The 19,914-nt window shown below is 69.6% G+C and carries 5 protein-coding genes; 3 read left to right on the top strand and 2 right to left on the bottom strand.

The genetic code is table 11. From position 1 onward, the window contains the following. Positions 1-6 precede the first annotated feature (6 nt). Positions 7-3,591, bottom strand: coding sequence for a PAS domain-containing protein (locus tag LG334_RS12500; RefSeq protein WP_404378564.1), 3,585 nt, complete (start codon positions 3,589-3,591; stop codon positions 7-9). A 292-nt stretch (positions 3,592-3,883) separates the two neighbouring features. Here LG334_RS12500 and LG334_RS12495 point away from each other — a divergent pair, with 292 nt between their 5' ends. From LG334_RS12495 to LG334_RS12485, 3 genes are all read left to right on the top strand, one after another. Then, the gene (locus tag LG334_RS12495) at positions 3,884-4,186 is read left to right on the top strand and encodes a hypothetical protein (RefSeq protein ID WP_404378562.1); all 303 of its coding nucleotides are present in this window, start codon (positions 3,884-3,886) and stop codon (positions 4,184-4,186) included. Between the two features lie 750 nt (positions 4,187-4,936). Then, a complete protein-coding gene (locus LG334_RS12490; RefSeq protein ID WP_404378560.1) occupies positions 4,937-5,572 on the top strand; it encodes a response regulator transcription factor in 636 nt (211 codons plus the stop codon). 219 nt (positions 5,573-5,791) lie between these two features. Then, positions 5,792-6,187, top strand: coding sequence for a hypothetical protein (locus LG334_RS12485; protein WP_404378558.1), 396 nt, complete (start codon positions 5,792-5,794; stop codon positions 6,185-6,187). 65 nt (positions 6,188-6,252) lie between these two features. On the opposite strand, the gene LG334_RS12480 is transcribed toward LG334_RS12485, so the two are convergent. After that, positions 6,253-19,845, bottom strand: coding sequence for a hypothetical protein (locus tag LG334_RS12480; protein WP_404378556.1), 13,593 nt, complete (start codon positions 19,843-19,845; stop codon positions 6,253-6,255). Between the last annotated feature and the right edge of the window lie 69 nt (positions 19,846-19,914).

The following is a 19,914-nucleotide window of genomic DNA, read 5'->3' as shown; positions in this document are numbered from 1 at the left end:
CGGGCCTCAGTGCCGTGTAAGGAGCAGGTCCTTCAGCAGTTCGCGCAATTCCTTGAGGCCCACCGGCTTGCCCAGCACGGCGGCCACATGACGCCGCCACGGCTCGTCGCGCACCGGGCGGCCGGTCATGACGATCACCGGCAGCCCCGGCGCGCCGGCGCCCAGGCGCTCTATGAAGACCTCGCCGCCGGCGCCGGGCATGGTCAGGTCGGTGATGACGGCATCCGGGTCGTGCTCCACCACGGCGTCGAAGGCCTCTTCGCCGGTGCCGGCGGTGATCACGCTCATGCCGTGACCGCGCAGCGACCGGGCGACGGTCTGCAGCGCCTCCTCCTCGTCGTCGGCCACCACGACCGTGAGGCCCGCCAGCGCCTTGGTCGAGCGCCGGCCGGCCGGACCGCGCGCCAATTTCGGCGCCGAGACGAGTGAGATGGGTGCCGCGGCGTCGTCCTGCCTGAAGGCGGCGGCGGGAATGGCCGGCCCGCCGGCAAGGGCGGGAGTCTCGGGCACGGGAAGGCGGATGGCGATGGCCGCGCCGGTCTCCGGCCGCAACACGTCCAGGCGGCCGTTCATCTCGGCAACGATGGTCAGGCAGATGGCGAGCCCCAGTCCCGAGCCGCGCTCGGCCGACTTGGTGGTGAAGAAGGGCTCGAAGATGCGGTCTCGCACCCCGTCGGGAATCCCAGGACCGTTGTCGCGCACGCAGACCACCGCCGTCTTGTCCTCCAGGCGGATGGACAGTTCGATGCGGCCCTCTCCGCTCTCGCCGTGCGCCTCCACCACTGCGTCCAGGGCATTGCGCAACAGGTTGATCAGAACCTGCTCGAACCGCACCGTATGGCCCAGGATCAGCGGGCCCGTGCGCGGCAGGTCGACGTTCAGCGCCACCTTGGCCTTGCGAGCCTCGTGACGGAAGAATTTGACCACTGTGCGGGTGACGGCGACGGGGTCGAAGGGGCGGGGCTTGTCGTCGTCGCGCCGGCCGAACTGGCGGACGTGGCGGATGATCTCGGCGATGCGCTGGGTCTGGGCGTGGATGGTGGACAAGGCCTTCTCGCCGCGCCGGGCGGACTTGGCGCGGCTGCCCGCCAGGTCCTCCAACGCCGCCTCGGCCACAAGCCGCGCCGTGTTCAGCGGCTGGTTGATCTCGTGCGCCAGGCTTGCGGCCATCTCGCCCAGGGCCGTCAGCTTGGACAGGTGGGCCAACTGGTCCTCCAGTTCGCGCACCTCGGAACTGTCCTCGACCATGAGGATGGAAGCGGCTTCCTCGCCCCGGCCGTCGCTGAAGGCGTGGTGGCCGATGCGCAGCCAGGGCGGGGCGGGGGCGCCGACGGCCCGCCCGCCCACGACCTCGCGCCAGGATCGCCAGGTGCCGGGCTCGGGCACCGGCAGCAGGTCGCCGGCAAGGCGGCCCGCCAGGGCCTCGGCCTCTTCGCCCAGAATGCGGCACAGCGCGCCGTTGGCCGTGACGATGGCGCCGGACTCGTTGAGCAGCGCCAGCCCGACGGTCGCCTTTTCGAACATGGCGCGGAAGCGGGCCTCGGCGCGGCGGCGGTCGGTGATGTCGACGCCCAGGATCAGGACGGGGCCGCCGCTGCCACGGCGCCGGCCGTTGGCGACGCGATCGTCCTCGTCCTCGCCCATGGGCATGATGTGCATTTGCAGGGCGGATTCGCCGACCTCCAGGTCCAGCACCACCTCCTGGCCCCGGTGGGCCCGGTCCAGGGCTTCCAGAACGCGCGGCTGGCCGGCCCACACCTGCGCCGCGGTGCGGCCGACGGTCTCGCCGGACTGGTGGCCGAGCAGGCTGAGGGCGCGGCCCTCCGAGAACACGATGCGGCCGTCGGGCTCCACCGCCGACATCATCACCGGGATCGTGCCGATGATGGACGACAGCAGCTGGTCGCGTTCACGCAGGGCCCGTTCGGCGCGGCGGCGTTCGGTGACGTCCAGGCCGACGCCCAGGTAGCCGCGGCCGCCCGGACGGTCGGGGCCGAAAACCACGTCCAGGGCGCGGTTGCGACGGTCGTCGGTGACCTCGAAGCGCACCGTCCGGCGGCGTGTCAGGGAATCCCGCAGCGCTCCCGCGGCCCCCGGCAGAAGGCGGAAGACGTCCTTGCCCTTGGTGTCGCTGCCGTCGAACACTGTTTCGCCGAAGGCTTCGGTTATGGTGCCGGTATCGTCGGTCTGGAACACCGTGACGGGCAGTTGCAGCAGCGACTGCATGATGCGCGACAGGCGGTCGCGCTCTGCCTCGGTGCGGCGGGCGGCGGTGACATCGCGCGCCACCGAAAGGATACCCGTGATCTGGCCGCTGCGGTCGCGCAGGCAGACGGTGGAGATCATCCACCGCATCCCCCGCCCGTCGGGCCGGTGGACGATGCGGTGAACGTCCAGCAGCGGCGTGCCGGTGGTCATGACGGCCGTGTCGCCGCGGCGGAAGGTTTCCGCCTCGCCGGCCAGCGGCAGCAGGTCGTTGTCCGTGGCGCCGATCACGCCGTTGCGCGAGCCCGACGCGAAGATGTCGGCGAAGTTCTGGCTGCACCCCTGGTAGATCAGGTCACGGTTTTTCCAGGTGACGAAGTAGGGGATGTGGGTCAGCAGCGCATCCAGCAGGCGGGCCTGTTCCATGCCCTGTCGGATCTGCGCGTCCTGCACGGTGACGTCACGGCAGGTGGTGACGATGCCCAGTTGCAGCCCCTCCGGAGACCGCAGGGGCGCCTTGACGATCTCGTATTCGCGCCAGTGGCCCAGCGCCACGTTGCGCGCACGGGTGAAGCGCAGGGGCTGGCCGGTTTCGGCAACGGCGGCGTCGGCCTCGGCCATGGCGGCCGCAAGGTCCCGCGGCAGAAGCGCGGGCACGGGCTGGCCGATGAGGGGGCCGAGCGGCCGGCTGAAGATGTCGCGGCAGGGGTCGTTGCCGAGGATCAGCCGCCCCGACATGTCGGTGACGAAGACGGCGTCCGGCAGGCCTTCCAGCACCGGGCCGAGGCCGGGACGCGGTGGCGTGCCTGCTGTCTCCTTGTCCCGGCCGGACGTGACGGCGGGCGAGGATGGTTCTGCGGCTGGCTGTGGCAGGCTGGCGGGCGGTGCCCCCGCCTCGGCTTCCGCTTGCGTCGGCGCGGCGCGGCGGCGAATGCGGACGAACATGCGCACGCCCGAAGCGCATTGTGCGTTGAGGATGAGGACGTCGCCCTCCGCGCCAGGGCCGCGCAGGCGCAATTCGCCGCTTTCGTGCATCTGGCCGGAGCCTGCGTTCTGGCGCACCGCCGCCAGCCACAGGTCGGCCTCGATGACATCGGGACGGGCCACGGTCGTCTGCAACAGGGCGTCGAAGGCGCGGCCCGTCAGGTGGTCGGACGGCGTGTCGCAGTTGAGAACCGCGGACAGCCCCTCACTGGCGCTGATGACGCGGCCGCGGCCGTCGAGCAGGGCGAAGGCGTCGGTCTCGGGCGGTGCGAACAGCGGGCGCGCAGCATCGGCACCGAAGGCCCTGCGCGTCTCCACCGCCGGCTTGTGTGCGGCCTTGCCGGCCGTGCGGGCCGAGGCTGTTCTGGTGTCCGTCGCGTCTGGCCGGTTGTCGATCGCCATGGGTCTGCCGCTGGGATGTCGGCTACGCCCCAGAGGGCGCAGTCCTCGGCCAGTATAGTGAGCGCCAGCGCTTTTTCAAACGGCGGGACGGCACGCCGGCCGGGGGCCGGCGCATCGGGCGTAATACCCAGGTAGGTAGGCCGGATGCGTGCGACCCTGCCGGCTATCCGCGCGTTCCGTTGAGAGACAAGGGCTTGCAAGGGATAGTGAAGATGAGTTGGATGACACGTTCCGGCCCTGCGGCCCTGAAGCCCCGATACTACTCCCGGCTAGTCAGCGAGAGGGGGGCACGATGAAGATGCAGGATGGAACGAGACCCGAGGCGATGGAAGACCTGGAAATTCGCGAGGCGGCCGACCGCCTGCTCAGCCAGACGCGGCGGTCCACGTTGATGACGCTGGAAGCGGCCATGGCCAGGGCCCGCCCTTACCGGCCCGGCCGACGGAGCGGCGACGATGCGCTCGATGCGGCCCACGACATGATGACCCTGTCACGCCTCGCCCTGCGCTCGGCCGATCGGCTCAATAGCGTCGCCGGCGCCTTGATCGGATGCGACCTGCGCTCGTGGGACCATGGGACCGGTCCCCGTCACTGAAACGGCGGCCAGGCGACGCCGCGGTAGGCCGGCGGGACGCCGGCTGTAGGGCCGCACGGCAGGGCTTGGACGCCGGCGGGCGCACAGAGGGCGCTGCCCGCCGGCTGCGCGAGGAGGATCGCCCAAGCCCGGCTGAGGGGGAGGGGCCGGTGATCCTCCCGCGCCAATCCTACGCGCCACGGTCAGCTAAGGTCAGGGCCCGGCAGTGGCGCACCTGCGCGGATCAGGACCCGTGGCCCGACGTCCTCGGACCGTTGCGCTTTTCGCCTGAGCTTCGACAGGACACTCCCCCGCTTCACGCTGGCAGAGATCGCGGAACGGCCATCGATCGCCGGCGGGTCGGTCATTCGAGATCATCGTGCCGGACGTCAACCTTGGCGATGGCCCGCAAGGTTAGGAGCAACGGCTCCATGTAATAGCGCGCGGCCATCCCGGCGGTTTGCGCGCTCGCCCTCCACCGCCGTTCCGCGTCCCCTGCCTTTTGACGCGCGGGCGGGGTCCTGGCGACGCGGAGGCCGCCACGCCTCCCGGTGGCCGGCGGTGGAGGGCCTTTTACCTTGCCTAGTACTTCGGACCCGGCCTGAAGGCTTGATAACACCTTGAACTGGCACGAAATGGTGATACAACACCGCGCAAGTTGTGGATGAAAATTACGAACCAATTGATATACTATACATATCAGACCGCAGCCTGCCTTGCGTCTAGACTGTCTCGGCAGGTGGGGTGGCGGTCCGTGCGGGAGGGAAACGTATGAGAATTGTTCTGGCCGACGACCATCGCCTAGTTCGCGAGGCATTGGTCCCCTTCATTCAGCGCGTGCGCGCCGACGTCCATGTGGACGAGGCCGACACCCTGCAGGAGGCCCTGGACCTGGGGACGCAAGACCCCGCGCCGGCCATGATTATCCTGGATTTCCGGATGCCCGGCATGAACGGCGTCACTGGCGTGCGCGCCGCCAGGCGCCAGTTCCCCGGCATCCCCCTGGTGGTCCTGTCGGGCACCGCCAGCCGGCATGAGGCACTGTCCACCATGCGGGCGGGCGTCGAGGGATTCGTGCCGAAAAGCCTCAACGGCGACGCCATGGTCAACGCCCTGCGTCTGGTGTTGTCGGGCGAGAGGTACTTTCCGTCTTTCCTCTTCGGCGAGGGAGCCGAGGAAGACGCCACCCGCCCCAGCCTTTCGGGCGTCGGCGGCTCGCTCAGTCCGTTGGAACAGGATGCGCTGAACCTGTTGCTCGAGGGCCTGTCGAACAAGGAAATCGCGCAGCGCCTGTCCGTGCAGGAGGTCACCGTCAAGAAGCGCCTGTCCAGCGCCTACCGCAAGCTGGGCGTGTCCAACCGCGTGCAGGCGGTGCAGGTGGTTTCGATGGCCGGCCAGTCCGTCTAGGCCCGGACGTCGGTTCGGGGATGCGAAGGCGCCGCCCGGCCGGGCGGCGCTTTTCGCATGTCTGGCATGAGAGCTCCCCGCGCACGGCGGGACGGCGACGGGCACATACTCAAGAAACCGAGCAGGGGACTCGGATGATGAAGCCGACCGCCTGACGTCCGCCCAAGGAGGCATGGTGGCATCGCTCGGCCGGCGGTTCCTTTTCTGGGAGTAACCGCCATGACACTGCTGCGCTCAACGCTTCTCGTCCTTTCAGGTACGGCCTTCGCGGCCGGCCTTGGCGCATCCGCCAGTGCTTCCGACGTTGCGGTGCCGCAGGCGCCGCGCATGGTGATCGACGCCCGCGCCTCGTGGAGTCCGGGCTATGTGAACGATGGCGGGCAGTACGTCCGCCTGCGTATCGTCGCAGCCGGTGAGTCGGACATGCGGCCGCGTCTCACGCGGGAAGATCGGACGACCTGGGCACCGGGGTTCCAGCACGACGGCGACGGCCATTACGTGCGCGATACCTTGGCGACCGAGCCCGTGCAGGCGGCCCGCGTCGCCCACTTCGACGACCACTACACCACCGGCGCCATGCGTGACGACAGCCACACCTGGTTGCGCATCAACTGAAGGGCCCTTTTCCGGGCCCGGATCACCGCCGGCGCGCGGCGGCGCGCGCCGGCGGTGATGTCGCCTCAGAACTGGCCGTTGATCTTTTCCAGGTCGTCGAAGTCGACGGTCCTGCCATCCTCGAAGGTCAACGTCCCGCTGCTGTCGTCTTCCAGCACCAGGTCGCCCACGGCATCGACCTCCGCCGCCTTGCCGTCGGTGAAGACGATGTCCAGCGTCTCGTCGCCGCTGGTGGCGGTGACCGAGGCGCCGTCGTCCTGGATGGCGAACGTCCAGTCGCCTGCCGTCTCGCTGTTGGCCATGACGGTCAGGATGTCGAAGCCGCCCAGGCCGCTGACGCCGCTGAAGCTGTCGGCGCTGATGGTCAGGCTGTCATCACCGTCGCTGCCGGCGATGCTTGCCCGGCCGTCGCTGTGGAAGTGAAGGTCGTCGGCCGTGCGGCTGACGGTCTTGTCGCCGTTGATGGTGATCTCCACGTTGGGATCGAGCCCGCCGTCGGTGGCGCCGGTGCTCTCCAGGCCGTTGCCGTCGATGGCGGTGAACGTCACCGTGCGCGACCCGGCCGTCAACGTGCCGTTGTCATTGGTCAGGATGACCGATTCCGCCAGCGTCTGATACTCGGCGTAATCGCCGGCCCCCGAGAAGGTGAGGGTCTGCGAGCCGCCGTCCCACGACAGGCCGAAGGTCTTGCCGTTGACGGTGGTCGCCAGGCCGCCGCTGCTTGTGAACGAGATCGGCAAGCCGCTCAGGCCCAGGCCGTCCGTTCCGTCGGTGGTGGCGAGCGAGACCTTCAGGCCCGACAGTGATGCGGCGGCCGGGTCCAGCGCCGCATCGACGTCGGCGAAGGAAATCAGCGGGTCCGCGGTGCCGGTCAGCACCTTCAGGACGCCCGTGTGGCCGCCGTTGACGCCGTAGTCCCCGGCTGCCGAGACATCGACGGTCGGCGCGTCGCCCGCGGCCGTGATGGTGACTGTCAGCGGGGCCTGCGTCGACTGGGCGTCGCCGTCCTGTTCGGTTGCCGTCGCCGTGACCGCAAGATCCAGCGTGCCGTGCCAGTCGGCGGGCGCCCGCAGTTTCAGTCCCGGAATGTCGGCCTCCGACACGGAGAAAGTGCCGTTCTGGTCCAGGCTGATAACCTGGCCGGAGGCCGTCACCAGCACCGTGTCGGCCGGAATGGCAGCCCCGGCGGCCGGGCCGATCATCAGGTTCAGCGACTCCGAGCCGTCCAGGTCCTGCAGGGCGGCGCTCAGGTTCAGGGCCACGTCGGAGTCCTCGACGCCCGAGGGCGGGACCGCCGGCGTGGTCAGCAGCGGTGCATCGGCATCGCCGGCCAACGAGACCGTGAAGCTTTGCGGCGCGCCCGTGGCGCTGTCGGTGCCGTCGGTGGCCGTGGGGGTGACGGTCATCGTCACGTCGCCCGACAGGTCCTCCGGCCCCACGAAGGACAGCGCCGCGACGCCGCTCACCGGCAGCACAACGGTGCCGCTGGCGCCCACGGTCCAGGTCTGGGTCGACCCATCGTCGAGAGTCGCCTTGAAGGTGGACGTTTCCGGTGCGCCGGTGATGGTGACGCTGACCGTCTCGCTGCCGTCGAAGTCCGCCGACAGGGCACCCAGGTCCAGGGGCACCTCCTGGTGCTCGGTGCCGCTGGCGTACTGCGGGTTGACGAAGGGCGTGTCGGCCACGGGATTGACGACCACAGTGAACGTGTCCGCGCTTTCAACGACGTCGCGGGTGCCGGCCTCGATCTGATAGGCGCGGACCGTCAGGTCCAGGCCGTCGGCGTCGGACCAGTCCGGCGGCGCGACCAGTTGCAGGCCTGACAGCGTGCCGTCGGCCGCCATGGCGCCAAGGACGCTGCTCTTGACGGTCCAGGTGTTCGTCACCCCGCCGTCGTCCGAGCCATTGTTGGAGGCGCCAAGAATGGTCATGCCGGCCGGCACGCCCTCGATCACCACCGACAGAAGCTCGGAGCCATGGGTGTCCACGCCCTTGAGATCCGAGGTGGTGATCTTGATGTCGAGCGGAATGGCTTCGTCTTCATTCCGCGTGATGTCGACGGCGACGGGGGTGGCGCCGTCGGTTTCGGGTGTGACGGTGATGGTCACGGCACCGTTCCATGTCGCCTCCGCCACCGGACCGGTGTCGGCATCGCCGGCAGCGTCCGTGTCCACCACCTGCGCCGAAACGCCCAGCGTGACCTTGCCGTGCCAGTCGGCGGGCGGCTTGACCGAGAGCCCCGTCAGCGTCAGGCCGCCAGCACCCTGGAAGGCGGCGTTGGCCGTGTTCAGGTCGGTGCCGAAGTCCGACAGGTTGACGGAAATGGCGCTGCCGTCGGTGGTCCAGGTGGTGCCGTTCAGCGTGATCTCGGTGCCGTCGGGCACGCCGCTGGTGTCGAGCGTCAGCGTGTCGCCGGCCAGCACCTCGGACCGATCGGCATCCGCCTGGTCGAGGGTCAGCTCGACGCCGATGCCGGCGGTGTCCTCTGTGGTGTCCGCGCCCGCGGCGACGCCGGCGCCGATGCTGCCGTCGGTCTCGGTGACGGGGGCGATCGCGACCGGCACGCTGACCGGGTCGGATTCGCGCGTCCAGTAGCCGTCGCGCGCCGTGGCGGTAAGGGTGAGGGTGAAATCCTCGGCCGAATCCGCCGGCGGATGGACGCGCACGTTGCCCAGCGCTTCGACCGGGATCACGTAGTCGCTGGTGCCGTCGCCGTTGTCCAGCGCGAAGACGTTGAACGCGCCGTTCTCCGACACCACGCGCACGGCATTGGACAGGCCGTGGATGACAACCGAGCCGGCGACATCGTCGCCGGAAGGCGTGACGGTGGCGTTGACGAGGAATGATCCGTCTTCGTCAATGCCGACGTCGTCCATGGCGACCGTCACCGGACCCACGTCGGCGGGCGTGCCCCCGCCCGTGCCGCCGGCGCCGAAGGACACGTCAACCGTCTCCGCCTGGCTCATCCAGACGTCGCGGCCCCCGTCGGGGTCGATATCCGTGACCATCAGCGTCACCGACAGCGATGCGGCCGTGCCCGGCGCACCGTCGACGCGCAGGTCCTGCACGGCGCCCGTGGCATCGGTGGCGGGAACGATCCAGCGACCACCGCCAGCGTCGTGACCGACGGTGGCGCCGGTGGCGTCGACCAGCTTCATGCCGTCGGCCACGCCCGTCACGATCACGTGCGAGACCTCAGACCCGTCGGTGTCGCCCAGCAGGACCGCAAGGTTCAAATCGATGGGCGTGCCGGTGGTGGAGGCCAGCGGGCCGTCGGCGATGTCGAAGGTCTGCGCCGGGTCGGCATCGGCCGCGATGGGCACGGCCCAGTCCTTGGTGGTCGTGGCGGTGGTGCCGCCTTCGGTGGTCTCCACCGTCACCTGGACGGGCACGTCCTTGGACCAGCCGTCGGGCAGGCCGGCAAACGTGACGGTCGCGGTGGGATCGCTGATCGCGATGGGGGCCGACGGGTCATATTCAATCCCGTCGATGACCACCTTGAGGTCCGGCGTGTCGGCCAGAAAGGCTGCGTCGGCCACCGTCAGCGTGATGCCGGTGATGCTTTCGGCGTAATCGTCGGAGTCGGTGCCGGCCCGGTCGTCGGCATCCCGCAGTGCGGCGCCGATGGTGAAGGAGGCGCCGGCGGTCGCGTCCTCGACGTTGTTGCCGCTCAGGGTCACGCGCGGCGCGTCGGCCTCGGGCGTCACGTCGACGGCGAGGGTCATGCCGGTTTCGGTGCCATGGCCGTCGGCCTCGGTCACCGTCACCACCATCGGCACGTCCACCCGGCCCGCCCAGTCGTCGGGAACGCGCAGGCGCACATGCTCCAGGTAGCCGGCCTCCACCGCCCAGACGGGCTGGCCGCCGCTGGTGCCGATGTAGCGCAGGCCGTCCTCGTTGCCGGCGGTCATGCTGATCTCGACGTCGTCCGGCAGGCCCTTGAGCACCACGGCGACGCTCTCGGAGCCGACGGCGTCGGCGCCCAGCATGTCCTTGGTGGTCAGGCTGCTCGCAAGACCCGGATCGAACCAGCCGTCATCTTCGGCCGCGGTGACCGAGATGCCCGCGGCATCGTCCAGGGCATCGGCAACGCCGCGCACGATGATGGGCAGCGCCACGATGGTTTCGGCCTCGTCGTCGGAAGGATCGGTGCTCGCACTCTCGCTGGCGCGGGCGACGACCTGGAGGCTGACCGTGCCGGAATAATCCTCGGCCGGCACGTAGTAGAGGTCGCTGAGGTGGTCGACGTCCACCTGCCATTCGGTGGCCGAAAGCTGCGTGACGCCCGCGCCGGTCAGGCTGCCGCCGGCAAAGTCCCCGGTGATGAACAGCGACAGGGACTCCGAGCCGTCGGTGTCCGTCAGCGCCGGCAGGATGTCGAGCTTGACGGCCTGTTCCTCGGCGGTGACTTCCGGCTGGACCGTCAGCGTCGGGGCGTCGGCGACGGCGTCCACCTCCACCTTGAACGACTTGGAGGTGACGGCGGTGCGCAGGGCCACGCCGTCATCGGCGTCGGTGGCATCGCTGACGTCTGTGCCGTCCTCGCGCGAGGTGACCTTGAGGGTGAGTTCGGGCGCGTCCGCCGGCTGCACGTTCAGGTGAAGGGGCGGGCGCACCACCACGTCGGCCAGGCGATCGTGGTCGAGCACCCAGACGCCGTTGCCGTTGTCGCTGGCGGCGGAGAAAGAGCCGTCCGTATTCAGCACGCCCACGACCCAGCCGTCGGGCACGCCCGACAGTTCGGCGTGCGTCAGGTCCTCGCTGTCCGGGTCCACCGGCGCGGCGGCGATGTTGAGCGCGATGAGGCCGTCCTCGTTGCCCGCGACGACGGTGCCGACGTCGGCAGGGCTGTCGCCGTTCACGGTGACAGCCGGCGCGTCGGCCTCGGCCTTGAGCGTGATGGAACCGTCGCCGACGGTGGTCATCCGCGAGCCGTCGGCGTCCTGCGTGGTGGCGTAGACCTTGTAGGTCACCTCGTCCGCTGAATGGGCCTCGGGCGTGAAGGTCAGGCCGGAAAGCGTATATGCGCCATCGGCGTCGGGGCCGGTGAAGGCCGTGGCGGGAACCTTCACGGCATGGACACCGCTGGGGGCGGTGGCCTGCTGCACCACGCCATCTGCGTCGACCACGGGTGCGCCGGTGCCGTCCAGCTGCACGTCGAAGAAGGTCAGGTCCGTGGCCGCGTCGGTCCAGGTGCCGTTCAGGCTGCCGGCCAGCATATCCGGGTCACTGGTGACCAGGTACACGTAGTCCACCAGCGCTTCCGACCCGTCGGCATCGTCGAGCGTGATGTTCAGCGGCATGGCGACCGTCTGGTCCTCGATCCCGGCGGCTGCCGAGTCGATCGTCACGATGTCCGCGTCGGCATCGATCTTGAGGATGATCTGGCGGGTCGGGCCGTCCGTCCGGGCCAGTGTCGCGTCGGGATGCTCCGGATCGTCGGCATCCGCCTCGACCGCGACAACGGTGACGTCGAAGGGCAGGCCGGCCTCGCTGTGCCAGTCGTCGGCGCCGCCGATCTGGACGCGGCCGCCGGCCAGCTCGTCGTAGGTGACGATCCAGGCGCCGTTCTCCAGGGGCCGTTCATTGCCGTCCACCAGCAGGCGGGAATGATCCTTGTCCACCGGCTCGATGCGGAACTCCAGCGTCTCCGATCCGTCGGCGCTGGTCGGCGCGTCGCCGGTGCCTTCTTCCCCCGTTTCCGCCTGGAGCAGGCCGTTGGGACCGTTCAGCGTCAGCGTGAACAGGCCGTCCTCGGCGATGGTCTCGGTATGGGTGTTCGCCGTGCCGGTGCCGGAGGGCCCTGCGTAAGGCGCCAGGTGGTCGAAGGCGTCGTTCGGCAGGGCGAAGAAGTGGGCCGAGCCTTCGGCCGGGATGCCCGAGGGCATCAGGCTGTCAGCTACGGGATCGTTGGTCCACAGCAGTTCGCCTTCGGCGTTGTGCTGCCAGTCGTGGCTGCCGAAGTTCTGGCCCGCCTTGACGGAAATGGCGACCAGCTTGGCGCCGTTGAAGGTCTGGTCGATAAAGGCGTCCAGCGGCAGGTCGGTGGGATCGTATTGAGCATTCCAGGCCGGCCCGCCTTCCGAGAACTCGTCGATTTTGACCTTGAAGATCGGGTTGGTCCCGTCATCGAGGTAGAGAACGATGTGCGAAATGGCGTGGGGGAAGTCCACGGGGTCCAGGCCGTTCGTCGGCGGCGTTCCGCCATCGCCCGTGTTCAGGGTCAGTTCCGGCGTATCCGCGACGCCCCAGACGTCGAGCGTGAAGTCCTTGCCGCTGACGTGCGTTTCATCTCCGGCATTGACGTCGCCAACCTCGGCGCCGTTCTCGGTCGTGGTCACCTCGACGCGCATGGGGATGCCGCCGTCATAGGTGCTGTCGTCCAAGCCGGCCTTGAACTGAAGGTGGTTCTTCAGGTCGGCCAGGTCGATGCCGGACAGCAGAAGCTCGGCCGTTCCGTCGGGGTTGACGGTCACGTCGGTCACAGTGGTGCCGTCGTCGAAGCGCAACTCCATGTCCCACGGGATGCCCTTGAGCACCACCGACGTCACGTCTTCGGAGCCGTCCTTGGCCGAGATGTTGAGCTTGAGCTGCTGCCAGTCGTCCTCAAGGCCTTCGCCCTCGACCTTGATGTTGGCGTTGTCGGCGCGGGCGAGCACGTTGACGTCCAGCGTCACCAGCGGGCTTTCGGCGCTGTCGCCCCAGGCCGCGGCTCGATCGGTTTCCAACGCGGTGCCGACGTCCACGTCTTCCACCACCGCCTTGGCCTGGAGGGTGAAGTCCTGGTCGCGGTGATCCCGTGTCATGCGGAACTCAACCGTCGACAACCTGTCGGCGGGGATGACCACATAGTCACCGTCCGCGTCGGAACCGGTCTGGACCGCATTCGGACCGGTGCCCGAGTAGCGGATATCCACATAGTCCGGCAAGCCGTAGAGGCGCACCGTCAGGGTTTCGCTGCCGTCGGCCAGCGCCGGATCGATGGAGGCCGAGAGGTCCGCCGTCAGGTCGACCGCCTGCCAGGGATTCGACTCGTAGTTCGTGCCTTCCAGCAGGGTGAACCCGCCATCGCCGGAGAGGGTCAGCGTCGGGTCGTCGGTGCCGATGTCGATGCGCAACGTATCGTTGGTCTGCGCCATGCGCGGATCGCCGTTCGCGTCCGTCTCCACCGTCACCGCGCGCACGTCCAGCACCAGGTCGTCGGAGACACCGGCGGGCGGCTTCAGCACCAGGTTGCCCAGCACCGCCGCCGGGTCGTCGCCGGCCTGGATGGTAAAGGCATAGGTCACGGTGCCCGACAGGTCGGGCCCGTCGGGCAGGGCGGGATGGGCCGTGAAATCGGTCACCGGCGAAAGTGCCGTGCCGTTCTGCTCCAGGACCGTGCCGGCATCGGCGCTGCCGGGCAGGGTCAGGAACACCGTCAGGGTTTCGGACCCGTCGGCATCCACCAGGCCCGTCGTCAGCGACAGCGGGATGCCGTTGGCGGCAGCGTCGGCTTCCTCGGCACCGGTGTCGACGGTGGTCAGCGTCACCGGATCGGCGACCGCGGTGACGTCTATGGTGCCGTCCGTGCGTGTGACCTGGGTGGCGCCGTTGTCGGCCTCTTTGGTGGTGGCATAAAGCTTGTAGGTGACGTCGGCATCGGAGTGTTCTTCCGGCACGAACGTCAGGCCCGACAGCGTGTAGCCGCCGTTGCCGTCATCGGTGAGGGCGCTGACGGGCACCCGGAAGGCGAAGGTGTCGCCCTCGGCCACGCTGGCGGACTCGTCAAGCACCGGATTGGCGGAGTCCGTCCCCGACATGACCACCTTGTAGGCGGTCAGGTCGGAGCCGTTGAGGGTCAGGGCGCCGCGCAGAAGGGCCGCGTCCGACGACTCGAAGATCAGGTAGCCGTCCAGGCTTTCCGACCCGTCTGTGTCGGTGAGCTGGATTTCCGGCGCGATCGCCACGCCGTCACCGGGGGTGCCGGGGGTGCCGTTGTCCTCCAGCATGGTATCGGCGACGGAGGCGGCGGCGAAGCTGACGGCATCGGCCACGGCCGCGGCAGCAAGGTTCAGGTCGCCGATGTGAACGGTGGCGACGCCCTCGCGCGACAGGCCGCCCTCGACCGGGTGGGTGACGCCGTCGAGCGCGCTGTCGTCGGCCGCCGCGTCGGCTTCGGTCGTGACGGCGTAGACCTTGAAGGTCTGGGTCGGGTCGCCGTCGCTGCGGCCCCAGTGCAGCGGGCCGGCGATCTCGATCTTGCCGGTCGAGAGCTGGTCGTAGGTCAGGCTCCAGCCATCGGCGGGCGCGGTGCCCTGGTCGACGCCGTCGATCTTCAGGCGGGCGGCGCCGTCCTCCGGCTTGATGAGGAAGGACAGGGTCTCGGCGTTGGGGTCGGCCAGGGCGGCGTTGACGTCCAGGCCGTCGCCCCACTTGACCTCGTAGAAGACGTCCTCGGCCACCGTCTTCGCGGTTGCATCCGTGGCGCCGGTGGCCTCGTCGGCGTCACCGAAGACCCGCACGGTGAAGCTCTGATCCGTGGTGGTCGAAGCCGCGCTGTTCGAGGCGCCGGGCTCGGCCGTGTCCACCGACAGGGTCAGTTCCACCGTCCCGTCGGCTTCCAGGGCCGTGCTCAGGTGCTGCGGCCACTCGGCGTAGACGTTGGCCTGCTGCGCTCCGGTCAGCTCCTTGGGCAGGACGACGGTGCCGTCGGCCCCCGCCGTCGCTGACAGGTAGCTGCCATCGTTGTTCGGGTCGGGATAGTGGATGGTGGTGTTTTCGGGCAGGCCGGACAGGGTGACGCCGCTCACCTCCTCGGAGCCGTCGTTGACGCTCCACGACAGGTTCAGCGCCGTCCACTGGTCCTCGACGCCGACGCCGCCGCCCGAGATGGTGGCACCATCGGAGACCGGCAGGATGTCCACGCTGACGGAGGTGGAGGCTTCCGCCTCGTCGGCGAACGCGGTGCCCAGCGCATCGAACCAGGTTTCCCCGGCATCGCCGTCGACGACGTGCGCCTTCAAATCGAAGGTGATGGTGCCGGATCGGTCGGGGTCGTTCCACCGCACTTCCAGCCCGCTGATGGCGCCGGTCGCCGCATCCCATGCGGCCAGCGGCACGACGAAGGCGTTGGCCGTGCCCGGCACCGCCTGGAGCGGGTTGCCGTCGCCGTCGCGGATGGTGGCGTCGGCCAAGTCGGGACCGCTGACGGTGATGGTGACCGTTTCTTCCGATGATCCGTCGGTCAGGGCTGGGACCTGGACGTTGAGGCCCGTCAGCGGCGTCCAGCCCGTGCCCTCGGCCCCCGGCGCCTGGGCGTCGGCGGTGACGGTGGGCGCCAGCACGCCCACGTCCACATGCACGTCGGCGGTGTTCCAGTTCTGCTCGACGGCATTGCCGTGTTCGGCGCCGCTGCCTTCGCTGGCGATGGCGGCCAGGCGCAGGTCGAAGTCGGCCGAACTGTCGGCCGGCGGACGCACCTGAAGCGCATCCGCGACCACCTGCGGATCGACGCCGGCGTCGAAGGTGATCTTGTAGACGGTGCCCGTCAGCCCCAGGTCCGGCGTTCCACCGGCAACACCGACGGATGCGACGTCCGCCGCGTCCACGGTGCTGACGGTGGCGCCGGTCGCCGCCGGATCAAGGCGCAGTCCGCCCCCGTCCGGCACGCCGCTGACGTAGAGCGTCAGGCTCTCGGAGCCGTCGGTGTCGGTGAGGTTCAGGGCCGAGACGTCGAGCCCGATCCAGGCGTCGTCCGCCGCGCTTTCGGTTCCGCCGACCGCATCGGCGTCAAGGTCGGGCCGGTCGGCCACGGGACGCACCGCGATGGTGCCGGCGCCGGTGGTCTCTAGCGTCGATCCGTCGTTGTCGGCGCTGGTGGCGCGCACGGTGAAGCTGACGTCGGCATCGGAGTCGTCGGCCGGCGCGAAGGTCAGGCCGGAGATGCTGTACGTGTTGGTCGCGGCGTCGAAGGTGACGTTGGCGGCGTCGGCGGCGACGCTGTAGACCGTGTTGCCGTCGTCATCGGTCGTCCTGGTGACGTTGGGGCCGCTCAGTTCGCCCTGTACGGCGCCGTCGAAGACCAGGTCGATGGTCCCCGACAGGCTCTCGGAGCCGTCGGTGTCGGTCAGCTGGATGCTGACGGGCACGTCGATGGGCGCCGTGTAGGTGCCGCTGACGGTGTCGAAGCTGTCCTCGTTGCCGATGCCCGAGGCGTTGATTGCCACCGGGTCCGCCTCGGCATCGATGGTCAGACGGCCGGTGCCGGTGAATGTGGCCGTTTCCGTGCCGTCGGCAACCGTGATCTCCATGCCGTAGGTGATGTCGGCGTCGTTGTTGTCGAAGTGCTCCACCGGCACGAACTGCAAAGAGCCCTTGGCCGGGTCTATGGTCAGGCGGCCGTTGCCGTCATCGACGAAGACCGACGCATCAAGGCGGTATTCCGTATGATCGCCATTGGCCTCCAGCACATCCGTCGGGCCGCCGGTCGCCGGCACCCAGACGACGGTGCCCGCCGCCGCGTTGGTCGTGTCAAAACTGAGCACCACCTCGCCGGTCAGGCTTTCGCTGGCGTCGCCGGAAAGCTGCACCACCGGGGCCAGCGCAACGCCATCGCCGGCAACCCCGGGCGTGCCGGCGTCCTCGGTGCCGTCGTCGTCGGCGCTGACGGTGGCCGCGTCCACCACGGGCGTGATGTCGACCGTCACCTGCCGGGTGGCAAAGGCCTCGTCGGCATGGGTCGAGCCCGCCGGATCGAAGTCGCCCGACTGGTCGACGTCCACCACATGGGCGGTCAGGTCGAAGGTCAGCTGATCGGTCCGGTCGCCGTCCTTCCACTGCACCTCGACGCCGGTCAGAGCCCCGGTGGCCGCGTCCCAGTTCCCGGCCGGGATGGTGAAGGAGGTTTCCGTGCCGGTCTTGGATACGACCACGGTCCCGTCAGCGTCTACCACCCGGACGTTGGCCTCGGCCAGGGCGTCGCCACTGAGCGTGATGGTTACCGTTTCCTCGCCCAGCCCGGCCGACTGCGCCGGCAGATCCACCTCCAGGCCGTCGAGCGCTGTCCACGCACCCTCCGCCCCGGTGTGGTTCAGGGTGCCCCCGATCTCGGGCGCCAGGACGGCCACGTCGACGTGCACGTCGGTGGCCGACCAGTTGCGCTCCACGGCGTTGCCCTGGTCGGTGCCGTTGGCCTCGTCCGACATCGCGACAAGCCGCAGGTCGAAGTCGGCGGAGCTGTCTGCCGGCGGGCGCACCTGCAACCGATCGGTGGCCGGGTCGAAGCCGGGCAGGGCGTAGACGTCGCCGCTCAGCCCCGGCGCCGGTGCGTTGGCGGTGTCGACGCCGGTGAAGTCGATGCCGGCGGCGTCCACCGCCGTCAGCACGGTGCCGTTGAGCATGAGCGCGCCACCCGCCGGCACGCCGCCGACGTAGAGCGTCAGGCTCTCGTTGGTGTCGTCGGCGAGCGCGAGGTCGGTGATGTCGACATCGATCCAGGCGTCGTCCGCCGCGCTCTCGGTGCCGCCGATTTCGGCGGTGGCGGCGACGGTGGGCGCGTCGGCGACCGCATCAATGGTGATGGTCTGGCCGGCCTGGGTGTCGGTCCGGGTGCTGCCGTCGGAATCCAGCGTGGTGGCACGCACGCTGAAGGTCACGTCGTCGTCGGAGTCCGTTTCAGGCTCGAACACCAGGCCGCCGACGCTGTAGGTGCCGGTTGCGGCGTCGAAGCTCACATTGGCGGCGTCCACGGCGATGCTGTAGACGGTGTTGCCGTCGCCGTCGGTGGAGGTGGTGACGTTCGGCCCGGTCAGAACGCCCTGCTCGGCGCCGTCGAAGATCAGGTCGATGGTGCCTGTCAGCGCCTCCGAGCCGTCCGTGTCGGTCAGGGCGACAGTCACCGGCACGGCGATGGCGCCGCCGAAGCTGTCCTCGTTGCCGCTGCCCGACGCCGACAGCGTCAGCGGATCGGCGACGCCGGTGACGTCGACGGTGACGTCGGTGACGGTCTGGTTGGTGTCGCGCGGGGTTTCGGTGTCCGTGCCCACGTCGGCGTCGCGGACGATGGCGCGCAGATGGAAGGTGATGTCGGCGTCGGAATGAAGATCGGTCGCCGGGTCCCAGCGGACCTCCACCGCATCCAGATTGCCGGAGATATCCACCGGCCCGCTGGTGTCCGTGACAAGCTGGCCGCCAACACGCAGCAGGGCGCCGTCGGGGAGGTTCTCAAGCAGCACCTGCAGGGACTCGTCGCCCAGTTCCGCATTCACGCCGGCCGACAGGTCAAGCTGCACCCAGGTGTCTTCGGCGCCCGTCCCGGTGCCGGAGACCGACGGCGCCACCACCCCGACGTCCACGTTGATCTCGGCGGGACCGGAGACGGCGCGGTCGCCATTGGAATCCTCTTCGGTCTCGGCGAAGACGCGCAGGGTGAAATCCGTGGAATCGTCCTGCGCCGGCATGATGCGGACGGACTCCGCCTGGTCCGCCGTCATGGCCCAGGTGCCGGCTGCCAGGACCGTACCGTTCGCCAGCGTTACCGGCGCATCCAGCCGCGTGCCCTGGTCGAGCGTCGCGCCCTCCGGCACGTCGGTGACGTAGACCGTCAGGCTTTCCGAGCCGTCGGCGTCCACCAACGCGGCCGAGATGGACAGGTCGTGCCACGTATTCTCGGTTCCGGCCGCGTCCTCGGCGGCCAGGGTGGGTGCGTCCGCGACGGCCTCCACGGTGACCGTGAAGTCGGTGGTGACGGTGCTGGTCTCGCCGGTCGTCTCGGTCGCCGTGGCCGTGACGCTGAGCGGCACCTCGCCCGAGAAGTGTTGGGGGCGGACCAGGAACAGGTCGTCAAGCTGGCCGGGAGGCACGCTCCAGGCGCCGCCACCCAGGTTCGAACCCACGGACGCGCCGGTGCCGTCGGACAGCGAGAAGCCGTCCGGCAGGCCGGAGAGCGTCACGGTCAGCGTCTCGGTTCCGTCGATATCGGTCAGCGCCGCCGTCAGGTCCAGGCGGATGGGCTGGTCCTCGATGCCATCCGCGTCGGCGGCGGTGACGGTCGGCGTCTCCGCGACCGGATCGGGGTCGTCCTCATCGTCGTCCGCGACGCCGTCAGCGGGGGTGTCCGCGTCCCCGGCGGGGGGCTCCGTGGCGGCGAAGGCGGGGGCGGTCTGATCGGCGCCGGACGCCACATCGTTGCCGCCACCCGTGTCGTCGCCGTCGCCGGGAACGCGGTCCTCGGGACGCTCGAGGCCCGGGTCGCGCTGCCCCTCCTCCTCCTCGGGCTCGTCCTCATCTTCCTCGTCGCCGTCGGCCGCAGGACCCTGGCCGCGGGCGTTGTCGGGCTGCACGGCGTCGAAATCGGCCGTCACGTTGCCGTTCGGGTCTTCCGGCGCATAGTCGCCGCCGACCACCGGGGATTGGTCGGCGACGGTCTCGCCGGGATCGGGCTGCCCGTCGAGCGTGCCCTCGAAGGTGGAGCGGCGACCGGTCTGGACGTTGGCGTTGCCGAAGAAATCCTCCCGGCCCTGCTCGTCACCCACGTTGGCCGGCTGTTCCGCGCCGTCCTCCAGTGCCTCATGGCCGCGGCCGTGGATGTGCAGGCCCTCGCTGGCATCCTGCTGGCCCTGGGTGTCCTCGGCGTCCTGGTTGCCCGGGTTGCCCGGGTTGATGGTTTCGTCGGCCATTGTCCTGATCCCCTTCGTGGGCGCCGCCGCCCGTGATGGCGGCGCGCCTCTTTCCCCTCGTTATTTGAT

It is taken from the genome of Caenispirillum salinarum, from assembly GCF_044803115.1.
In the GTDB taxonomy this organism is placed as follows: Bacteria; Pseudomonadota; Alphaproteobacteria; order Rhodospirillales; family Rhodospirillaceae; genus Caenispirillum; species Caenispirillum salinarum_A.
The sequence above is the reverse complement of the archived record's forward strand: the minus strand, read 5'-3'. Positions and strand labels throughout refer to the sequence as shown.

What these genes read in the sequence shown, in the direction of transcription:
- LG334_RS12495 (WP_404378562.1), top strand. Translation starts at nt 3,884, where the DNA reads ATGAAGATGCAGGATGGAACGAGACCCGAGGCGATGGAAGACCTGGAA.
- LG334_RS12500 (WP_404378564.1), bottom strand. Translation starts at nt 3,591, where the DNA reads ATGGCGATCGACAACCGGCCAGACGCGACGGACACCAGAACAGCCTCG.
- LG334_RS12490 (WP_404378560.1), top strand. Translation starts at nt 4,937, where the DNA reads ATGAGAATTGTTCTGGCCGACGACCATCGCCTAGTTCGCGAGGCATTG.
- LG334_RS12480 (WP_404378556.1), bottom strand. Translation starts at nt 19,845, where the DNA reads ATGGCCGACGAAACCATCAACCCGGGCAACCCGGGCAACCAGGACGCC.
- LG334_RS12485 (WP_404378558.1), top strand. Translation starts at nt 5,792, where the DNA reads ATGACACTGCTGCGCTCAACGCTTCTCGTCCTTTCAGGTACGGCCTTC.